The organism is Falsiroseomonas selenitidurans (assembly GCF_012103215.1).
Classification (GTDB): Bacteria; Pseudomonadota; Alphaproteobacteria; order Acetobacterales; family Acetobacteraceae; genus Falsiroseomonas; species Falsiroseomonas selenitidurans.
The window spans coordinates 37,838-47,115 of record NZ_JAAVNE010000043.1 but is presented as its reverse complement, the minus strand read 5'-3'; the positions used below and the strand labels follow the sequence as shown (position 1 = coordinate 47,115).

The following is a 9,278-nucleotide window of genomic DNA, read 5'->3' as shown; positions in this document are numbered from 1 at the left end:
GCCGCCGCTGCGCACCTTGCGCCGCCGGCTGCGCGGTGGCGCGGCGGACCCGCTGGGGGCGGAGCTGGCGGCGGCGCTGGCGGCGGCCGGGGCCGGGGCGGGCGATGCGCTGCTGCTGCACAGCGTCTCCGGCGCCAACCTGCATTCGGTGGCGACCGGCCCGGCCCTGCCGCCGGTGACGCTGCTGGTGGTGCTGCGCCGCATGCCGGCGGAGATGGAGGCGGACGACCCGGCCCCGGACCGCCTGCCGGCCCTGCTGGCCCGGCTGCGGGCGCGGTTCGGCGACCGGCTGCGGCTGTTCGCCGATACCGAACCCCTGGCCGGGGCTTTCGCCGCCCTGTCCGGCCAGAATGTGCGGCCGGTGCCGCTGCCGGTGGTGGTGCCCGATTCCCCGCCCCGCCCGCTGGGCGACCCGCCGCATGTGGTCTTCGCCGGCGGTGCCCGGGCGGAGAAGGGCTATGCGGCGCTGCCGGAGGCCATCACCGCCGTCGCCGGCCGCGCCCGATTCACCATCCAGTCCGGCCGCGTCGGCGCCGAAGCGGACCCGCTGGTGCAGCAGGCGCATCGCCGGCTGCGCACCCTGGCGGGGGTGACGCTGGTGGAGCAGGCGCTTGACCCGGCGGCCTATGCGGCCCTGCTGGAATCGGCCGACCTGCTGCTGCTGCCCTATGAGGGCGGCGTCTACGGCGCCCGCAGCAGCGGCATCCTGGCGGAGGCGCTGGCGCTGGGCCTGCCCGCCGTGGTGCCCGCCGGCTGCTGGATGGAACAGGCCGCGGGGCCGGACCGGGCGGTGGCGATCCCGCCCGGCACGCCACCCGGTCCCCTGGCGGCCGCGGCCCTGGCGGAGGCGCTGGAACGTTTGCCGACGCTGACCCTGGCGGCCCGGATGGGCGCCCCCGCCTGGCGGGCGCGCCACAATCCGGACAGGCTTCTGCAAGACCTTCTGGGCGCATGCTGACCTGCCGTCGCAGGTTGCCGTGCGCTGCATCAAGACCTATACGCGGCGTGAGCCGCGGTTGCATCAGGGAAACAAATTCATGCATGTGCTCGTCACCGGCGGGGCCGGCTACATCGGTTCCATGCTGGTCCCGGCGCTGCTTGCCCGCGGCTGGCAAGTGACCGTGCTGGATACCTTCGCCGCCGGCGAGCCCTTCCTGGCGCATGCCTGCGCCGACCCGAACTTCACCCCGGTGCGCGGCGACTGCCGCGACATGCGGGTGCTGGAGCCGCTGCTGAAGCAGGCCGACATCGCCATCCCGCTCGCCGCCCTGGTCGGCGCGCCGCTCTGCGCCCGGGACGAGATCGGCGCGAAGTCGCTGAACCGCGACGCGGTGCTGGATCTGGTGAAGCGCGCCAGCCCGAGCCAGCTGATCGCCTACCCCACCACCAATTCCGGCTACGGCGTCGGCGAGGGCAATGCCTTCTGCACCGAGGAAACGCCGCTGCGCCCGGTTTCGCTGTATGGCCGCACCAAGGTGGAGGCCGAGGAAGCCGTGCTCTCCCACGCCAATGCGCTGTCCTTCCGGCTGGCGACGGTGTTCGGCATGGCGCCGCGCATGCGGCTCGACCTGCTGGTGAACGACTTCACCTGGCGCGCGGTGAATGACCGGGCGGTGGTGCTGTTCGAGGCGCATTTCCGCCGCAACTACATCCACATCCGGGACGTGGTGAAGGCGTTTCTCCATGGCATCGACAATGTCGCGGCGATGAAGGGGCAGGCGTATAACGTTGGCCTGTCGGAGGCCAACCTGTCCAAGGCGCAGCTCTGCGACCGCATCGCGAAGCACGTGCCGGGCTTCGTCTGGCTGGAGGCGCCGGTGGGCGAGGACCCGGACAAGCGCGACTACGTCGTCTCCAACGACAAGCTGGAAGCCACCGGCTGGATGCCCGACCATGGCCTGGACAAGGGCATCCAGGAACTCATCAAGGGCTACCGCATGCTGCGCAACGGGCGCTTCGCCAATGTCTGACACCGCTTCCCGCATGGTGGTGCCCGCCCCCGGCGTGATGCTGGGCATGGCCTGCCGCTGCTGCGGCGCGCGGCAGGTGGAGCTGGTGATCGACCTGGGCGACCAGCCGCACTGCAACCGCCTGGTGCGCCCCGACCTGGCCCCGGGGGTGGAGCCGCACTACCCGCTGCGCGTCGGCTTCTGCCGGGACTGCACCATGGTGCAGATCGACCATACGATTCCCAAGGAATCGATGTTCACCGACTATCCCTATGTCTCCGGCACCACCAAGACGCTGCCGGCGCATTTCCTGGCGACAAGCCAGCGCATCGCCGCGGCCTATGAGGTGAAGCCGGGCGACCTCGTCGTCGATATCGGCAGCAATGACGGCACCTGGCTGAAGCAATGGGCCTTCTCCGGCGCCCGCGTGCTGGGGGTGGAGGCCGCGGGCAATGTGGCGAAGCTGGCGCAGGAGGCCGGCGTGCCCACCTGGCACCGCTTCTTCAACGCCGCCTGCTGCGCCGACATCCGCGCCGAGCACGGCCCCGCGAAGATCATCACCGCCGCCGGCGTGTTCTTCCACCTGGAGGAGCTGCACAGCGTGGTGGAGGGCATCGCCAGCCTGCTGGACCAGGACGGCGTCTTCGTCGTGCAGGCGATCTACCTTGGCGGCATGGTGGAGAACACCGCCTTCGATCAGGTCTATCACGAGCATCTCTGCTACTACACGCTGAAGTCGCTCTCCGCCCTGCTGGAGCGGCATGGGCTGGAGGTGTTCGAGGCCAGCCTCGTAGATATCCATGGCGGCAGCATCGAGGCGCATGTGACGCGCAAGGGCGTGCGCCCGGTGGGCGACAGCGTGCGCGCCATGCAGGCGCAGGAAATCGCCAAGGGCTTCGGCGAGATCGAGACCTATCGCCACTTCGCGAACAACGTGCTGGACCTCCGCACCCGCCTCGTTGCCCTGCTCGAAGGCTACAGGAACGCGGGCAAGTCGGTCTGGGCCTATGGCGCGCCGGCCAAGGGCGCCACGCTGCTGAACAGCTTCGGCATCGGGCCGGATCTGGTGCAGAAGGCGGTGGAGAAGAACCCGATGAAGGTCGGCCTCGCCATCCCCGGCGTGCGCATCCCGATCGAGGCCGAGGAAGGCGCGCGGCCCGACGCCTACCTCGTTCTCGCCTGGAACTTCATCAGCGAGTTCCTGCTGAAGGAGAAGGCCTATCTCGCCGGCGGCGGGGAGCTGATCGTGCCGATCCCGAAGGTGCATGCCTATGGGAAGGAATCCGCGTGAGCCTGCCGCCCGCCGTCATCGTCTGGGGCGCCAGCGGCTTCATCGGGCGGAACATCGTCGATGCGCTGGCCGGCCAGGTGCCGCTGCTGATCGGCGTCAACGCCAGCGGCGCCGCGGTGCCGGGCTGCACGACGACCGTCGCCGCGGCGGCCGTGGACACGCTGCCGGCCTTGCCGGAAGGTGCGGCCATCCTCCATGTCGCGGCCTTCCGCTACTTCGCCTCCCAGTTCGGGAAGCAGCAGCAGCGGATCCTCGCGGCCAATCTGGCGATGACGGAGCAGGTCTACGGCTTCGCCATGGCGCGCGGCATCACCGAGATCCGCGCCGCCTCCTCCTCCGCCGTCTACCCGGCCTCCTGGGCGGTGCAGGACGATGCCGTCCCGCTCGACCTCAACGACTGGCCGCATGATGGCGAGGCCGCCTATGCCTGGTCGAAGCGCTGGGGCGAGATCACCGCGGAACTGTGGCACCGCCGCGCCGGCATCCACACCATCAGCTTCCGCCTGACCAACCCCTACGGACCGCATGACACGCTGGACGAGGCGGAGGCGCATGTCGCCACGGCCTTCGTCATCCGCGCCGCCGGCGACGCGCCGGAATTCGAGGTGCGGGGCGACCCGGATGCGGAACGCGATTTCATCTATGCCGGCGACGTCGCCGCCGCCTTCGTGGAGTCACTGGCGCTGCGCGGCGTGACGGAGGCGGTGAACCTCGCCTTCGGCGAAACCCGCACGGTGCGCGACCTGGCGGCCTGCGCGATGCGCGCGGCCGGCCGGCAGCGCCCCATCAAGCTCACCTCGCCGCCCGCCGCGGGCAATCGCGGCGTGAAGGTGCGCCGGGCCACGGCGGCGAAGCTGCGCCAGCTGCTGCCGGGCCTGGCCCCCTTCCGCGGCCTGGATGACGGCATGGCGGCAACCCTGGCCTGGTATCGCGATGCCCTACGCGGATAGCCCCACCCTCATCCTCGGCGCCGACGGTTTCCTCGGCCGCAACCTGCTGGACCGCTGGACCGCCGAAGGCTGGCCGGTGCACCCCATCGGCCGCGCCGCCGGCGACTTCACCGATGCCGCCGTGGTGGACCGCGCCTTCCGCGAGGCCCCGAAGGCCGGCCGGATCTTCCACGCCATCACGAAGCAGCGCACCGGGCAGATCCAGTACGGCATCCAGGGGGAATTGCTGCGCGACAATGCACGCATCCACCTGAACGTGCTGGATGCCTGGCGGGCACACCAGCCGCAGGCCAAGCTGGTCTCGCTCGGCTCCTCCTGCACCTATGCCGAGTCCGACCATGCGACGCCGGAGGCGGAATTCGGCATCGGCCGGCCGCATCCCTCCGTGCAGGGCTACGCGCTGGCCAAGGAATTGCTGGCCACGGGCTGCGAGGTGTTCGGCAAGCAGTACGGGCTGCGCTGGCTGCATTGCGTGCTGGCCACCGTCTATGGCCCGCATGCGCATACCGAGGACACACGCGCGCATTTCATGGCGGCGATGATCGCCCGCGCGGCGCGCACCAAGGCCACCGGCGCCATGGCCTTCGAGGTCTGGGGCAACCCGCGCACGGTGCGCGACCTGCTGCATGTGCACGACCAGATCGACGCCATCCTCACCGCCGACGCGGCCTTCACCGATTGCGTGCTGAACGTCACGCCGAACGCGCCGGTCGAGATCGGCGATTGCGCCAGGGCGATCCTGGCCGCGCTGGACTGGCCGGCGGAGATCATCCACCCGCCCGGCTCCTTCCAGGGCGCCGGCTACAAGAGCCTCGATTCCTCGCTGTTCCTGGGCAACACCGGCTGGCGCCCGAAGCTCACCCTGCAACAGGGCGTGGCGCAGGTGCTGGCCGCGGAGAATGCGCGCGCATGATGACCGTCTCCCGCACGCCGCTGCGCGTGTCCTTCTTCGGTGGCGGCACGGACTACCCCGAATACTTCGCCCGCGCCCGCGGCGCGGTGCTCGGCATGGCGATCAACCAGTATGTCTATGTCGCGGCGCTGCGGCTGACCAACATCCTGGATTACCGCTACCGCATCTCCTACTCCAAGATGGAGCAGGTGGCGGCGCTGGATGCCATTGAGCATCCGGTGGTGCGGGAGACGCTGCGCGACCATGGCTACACCGCGCCGCTCGACATCTCCATCATGGCAGACCTGCCGGCGCGCAGCGGCCTCGGCTCCTCCTCCAGCTTCACCGTGGGCTTCGTGAACCTGCTGTTCGAATTGCAGGGCCGGCGCGCGACCAAGATGGACCTGGCGCGGGAGGCGGTGCGGGTGGAGCGCGACCTGCTGGGCGAGAATGTCGGCGTGCAGGACCAGCACCATGCCGCCTTCGGCGGGCTGAACCGCTTCGATTTCGAAGGCGGCCGCACCCGCATCAGCCCGGTGCAGATGACCGCCCCCTGCCAGGAGGCGCTGACCGGGTCGCTCTTCCTGGTCTATACCGGCGTCACCCGCTTCGCCTCGGCCACGCTGGACGAGCAGATGGCGAAGACCAAGAGCGGCGCCTCGGACAAGGATCTGTCGCACCTGCTGGCGCTGGTGGACCAGTCCCACAGCGTGCTGGAAGGCCAGGACCCGGCGCGGCTGCTGACCGAGTTCGGCGCCATGCTGCATGAGGGGTGGGAGACGAAGAAGCGGCTCTCCTCCAAGGTCTCCAACCCGCAGATCGATGCGCTGTACGACCGGGCGCGGGCGGCCGGGGCGCTGGGCGGCAAGCTCTGCGGCGCGGGTGCCGGCGGCTTCCTGCTGATGCTGGTGCCGCCCGAGCGCCAGGCCGGCTTCCGCGCCGGGCTGGGGGAGACCAGCATCATCCCCATCGGCCTCGACACCATGGGTGCCACCATCCTCAGGGGTTGATCCCATGCCGGCCGCCGCCAACCCCACCGGCGGTCGCCGGATCCTGATCCTCGATTGCGACCTGTTCGGGCAGGTCGGCGGCGGACAGGCGGTGTTCCGCCGGATGATGGCGCTGCAGCCCGGCGACAGCTGGTTCTATTTCCGCCGGGCGGAGGAGGCGGCGGCGCCGCGCCCGGCCAATGCCCAGGCGATCCCGCTGGTGGAGCCGCTGCTGGCGCTGCCGCAGGAAGCCCCGGCCAACCTGCACCATTTCCTCTGGGTCTGGCGCATCGCCCGCAACATGGCGCGCTCCGTCGCGCTGCATCTGGGCCGCGTCGATTTCGACGTGGTGGACGTGCCGGACTACACCCAGCTCGGCCCCTTCATCCGCCTGGCGCTGGCCGCCGAGGGCTGCCGCGCGGATCGCGTGGTGCTGTCGCTGCACGGCACGCTGTCGGACGCCTTCCGCGGTGGCTGGCCGACCGGGCAGGATGAACGGCGCATCCTGGCGGAGCTGCGGCTGCGCGAACACCTGCAGTTCCGCGCCGCGGAGGCGCGCTACGCGCTCAGCGACCACTACGCCGCCGCCTGGCAGCGCCGCATCCCCGCGCCGGTGAACCGGCTGGACCCGCTGGTGGTCATCGGCACGCCGGACCCGCGCCCGGCGGACCGCACGGCCGGCGCGCCCGACCTCGCCTTCATCGGGCGGCGGGAGAAGTGGAAGGGCCCGGACATTTTCCTCGATGCTGCCTGGGGGCTGGATCCGGACAGCTACCGGCGGCTGCTGCTGGTCGGGCCGGACGGGCCGAACCGGCTGGGCCAGGGCGGCGACGCGCTGCTGGCCGCCGCCGCCCGCCGCCGTGGGCTGGAAGGGCGGCTCGAACTGGCCGGCGCGATGCCGCGGGAAGACGTGCGGGCGCTGCTGCGCGGGCGCAGCCTGCTGCTGCTGCCCTCCCGCCACGACACCTTCAACCTGACGGCGCTGGAAGCCCTGGCGCTGGGCTGCCCGACGCTGGTCTCGGAACATGCGGGGGTCGCTTCCTGGCTGCGGGGGAGGCTGCCCGGGCTGGGCTGGGCGGTGGTGCCGATCGACTGCGCCCGCGGCGCCGCCGCGGCCGCCGCGACCGTGCTGGCCGACTATGACCGGCATCGCGACGCGGTGGCGGAGGCCTGGCAGCGCGCCGCGCTGCAGCCGGATGCCCGGGGCGTGGCGCATCTGCACGAGGTCGCCGCCGCGCCGGATGTGCGGGCGCAGCAGGCGGCGATCGAGATCACCGCGCAACTCTCCGGCGCCCTGATCGAGGCGCTGCCCCCCGGGCCGCGCCAGCGGGCGGTGCGGCGCCTGCAGGCGGGCGGCGCGGCGCTGGGCGGCGGGCTGGTGCAGGGGCTGCGCCGGGCGCACCGGGTGGTGCCGGTGAAGCGCGGCCTGCGCCGGGCCTGGCGCCTGCTGCCCGCGCCGCTGCGGACGGAGGCGCTGGACGTCGCCGGCCGGGTCGGCGCCGTGCTGGCCACCCCCGCGAGCCATTCGCGCCGTGCCGCCGCCCTCGGCCAGCTGGACGAGGCGATCCGCCTGCGCGGCGGGTTCGAGGCCTTCGCCTACGGCCAGGTGCGCGGCCTGTGCGGCGGCCCCGGGCTGCGCGCGCAGCTGGCTGGCATGCCGGAACGCGGGGCGGAGGAGGTGGCGGCCAAGCTGCGCGTCCTGACCCGCGCCGTTGCCGAACGGCGCACGGACCGGGTGCCGCTGTTCCGCGAGATGGCGCGGCTGGAACGCCGCGCCGGCAACCCGCTGAACGCGGCCACCTACCTGCTGCGCACGCTGCGCTGGCTGGGCGCCGACCCGCGCGGCGACCTGCCTTTCATCGCCGCCACGCTGCGCGCCCATGGCTTCGTGCATGAGGCCGCGACGGCGGAGGCGATGTTCGACGGCGCGGCGGACGGCCCGGCGCGCTGCCTGGACCTGATGCGCGAGGCGCGCGAGCGCAACCGCCACAAGCCGGAACTGCCGCTGGCGGTGCTGGATGACCGGCGGGACCCTGGCGCGCGGCCGCGCGCCTGCGTCATCGCCTCGCTCTACAATGCCGCGGACAAGCTGCCGACGCTGCTCGGGATGCTGGCGCGGCAGAGCCTGGCGACGCGCGGCGAATTGGAGGTGGTGCTGGTGGACAGCAACTCCCCGTCCGACGAGCAGGGCGCCTTCGCCGCCTTCGCCGCAGCCCAGCCGGACCTGCCGATCTGCTACGGCCGTTCCGCGGCGCGAGAGACCATCCAGGCGGCCTGGAACCGCGGCATCCGCCTGTCCCGCGCGCCCTACCTCGCCTTCCTCGGCGCCGATGAGGGGCTGCACCCGGATGCGCTGCGCCGCCTCGCCGATGCGCTGGACCAGGACGCCGCCGCCGACTGGGCGATGGCGGACAGCATCGTCACCAATGTGGACCGCCAGGGCATCTACGAGTCGGACATCATGGCCTATGACCGCAGCGGCTACCGGCAGGACCTGGTGTATCTGGAGACCTGCTACCTCTCCTGGGTCGGCGCGCTGTACCGGCGCAGCATCCATGACCGCTTCGGCTGGTACGACGAGAGCTTCCGCGCCGCCGGCGACACGGAATTCAAGAACCGCCTGATGCCGCGGATCCGCAGCATCCATGTCCCCGCCCCGCTCGGCATCTTCAACAACTACCCGGAGGAACGCACGACCCAGCATCCGCGGGCGGAGATCGAGGATCTGCGCGCCTGGTACCTGTGGCGCACGCCGGCCGGCATGGATCACGCCTTTGCCCAGCGCGCGCCGGATGCGGCGATGGCGCTGCTGCGGGACTGCCTGGGCTACCGCAAATCCTATTGCGGCCACCTGTCCACGGATTACGACCTGGCGGCCTCGCTGGCCGACCACCTGCTGCGCCGCGAGGACCGGCCGCCGGAAGCCGCCGCCGCCTGGCAGGAAATGCGCCGTGCCCTGGCGCTGATCCGTGGCTTCGAGGATGTGCCGGAGGATCTGCGCCGGCCCGGCCCGGCGATCGCCCGCCGCGTCTGGGGCATCGACCAGCTGCGCGCCGCCCGCGCCCTGGCGCGCCGGCAGCAGGAACGGCTGGGCCTGCCGGCGCCGCCACCCTTCCAGGTGTTCAACGACAACCGCTACGAACAGCATTGGTGGTCCTGGAGCGTCGGCTGAGGGCGATGACCATGGCCGCCTTCAGCGGCGCCTCG

At 71.9% G+C, this 9,278-nt stretch carries 7 protein-coding genes; all 7 read left to right on the top strand.

Annotated features, from left to right (window positions below):
- Nucleotides 1–958: glycosyltransferase (locus HEQ75_RS21150; protein WP_168034105.1), on the top strand; the 958-nt coding region annotated here is incomplete at its 5' end.
- Nucleotides 959–1,037: 79 nt separating this feature from the next.
- Nucleotides 1,038–1,970, top strand: a complete 933-nt coding sequence (locus HEQ75_RS21145; protein ID WP_168034104.1) for an NAD-dependent epimerase/dehydratase family protein — start codon at nucleotides 1,038–1,040, stop codon at nucleotides 1,968–1,970.
- Nucleotides 1,963–3,240 carry a class I SAM-dependent methyltransferase gene (locus HEQ75_RS21140; protein ID WP_209318695.1) on the top strand — a complete coding sequence of 426 codons (1,278 nt, stop codon included), beginning with the start codon at nucleotides 1,963–1,965 and terminating at the stop codon, nucleotides 3,238–3,240. Before HEQ75_RS21145 ends, HEQ75_RS21140 begins: the two co-directional genes overlap by 8 nt.
- Nucleotides 3,237–4,190 carry an NAD-dependent epimerase/dehydratase family protein gene (locus HEQ75_RS21135; RefSeq protein ID WP_209318694.1) on the top strand — a complete coding sequence of 318 codons (954 nt, stop codon included), beginning with the start codon at nucleotides 3,237–3,239 and terminating at the stop codon, nucleotides 4,188–4,190. The genes HEQ75_RS21140 and HEQ75_RS21135 overlap by 4 nt, the downstream gene beginning before the upstream one ends.
- Nucleotides 4,174–5,103 carry an NAD-dependent epimerase/dehydratase family protein gene (locus tag HEQ75_RS21130; protein ID WP_168034103.1) on the top strand — a complete coding sequence of 310 codons (930 nt, stop codon included), beginning with the start codon at nucleotides 4,174–4,176 and terminating at the stop codon, nucleotides 5,101–5,103. The genes HEQ75_RS21135 and HEQ75_RS21130 overlap by 17 nt, the downstream gene beginning before the upstream one ends.
- Nucleotides 5,103–6,092: a GHMP family kinase ATP-binding protein gene (locus HEQ75_RS21125; protein WP_209318693.1), complete on the top strand. Its 990-nt coding sequence runs from the start codon at nucleotides 5,103–5,105 to the stop codon at nucleotides 6,090–6,092. Before HEQ75_RS21130 ends, HEQ75_RS21125 begins: the two co-directional genes overlap by 1 nt.
- A 4-nt stretch (nucleotides 6,093–6,096) precedes the next feature.
- Nucleotides 6,097–9,243, top strand: coding sequence for a glycosyltransferase (locus tag HEQ75_RS21120; protein ID WP_168034101.1), 3,147 nt, complete (start codon nucleotides 6,097–6,099; stop codon nucleotides 9,241–9,243).
- Nucleotides 9,244–9,278 lie beyond the last annotated feature (35 nt).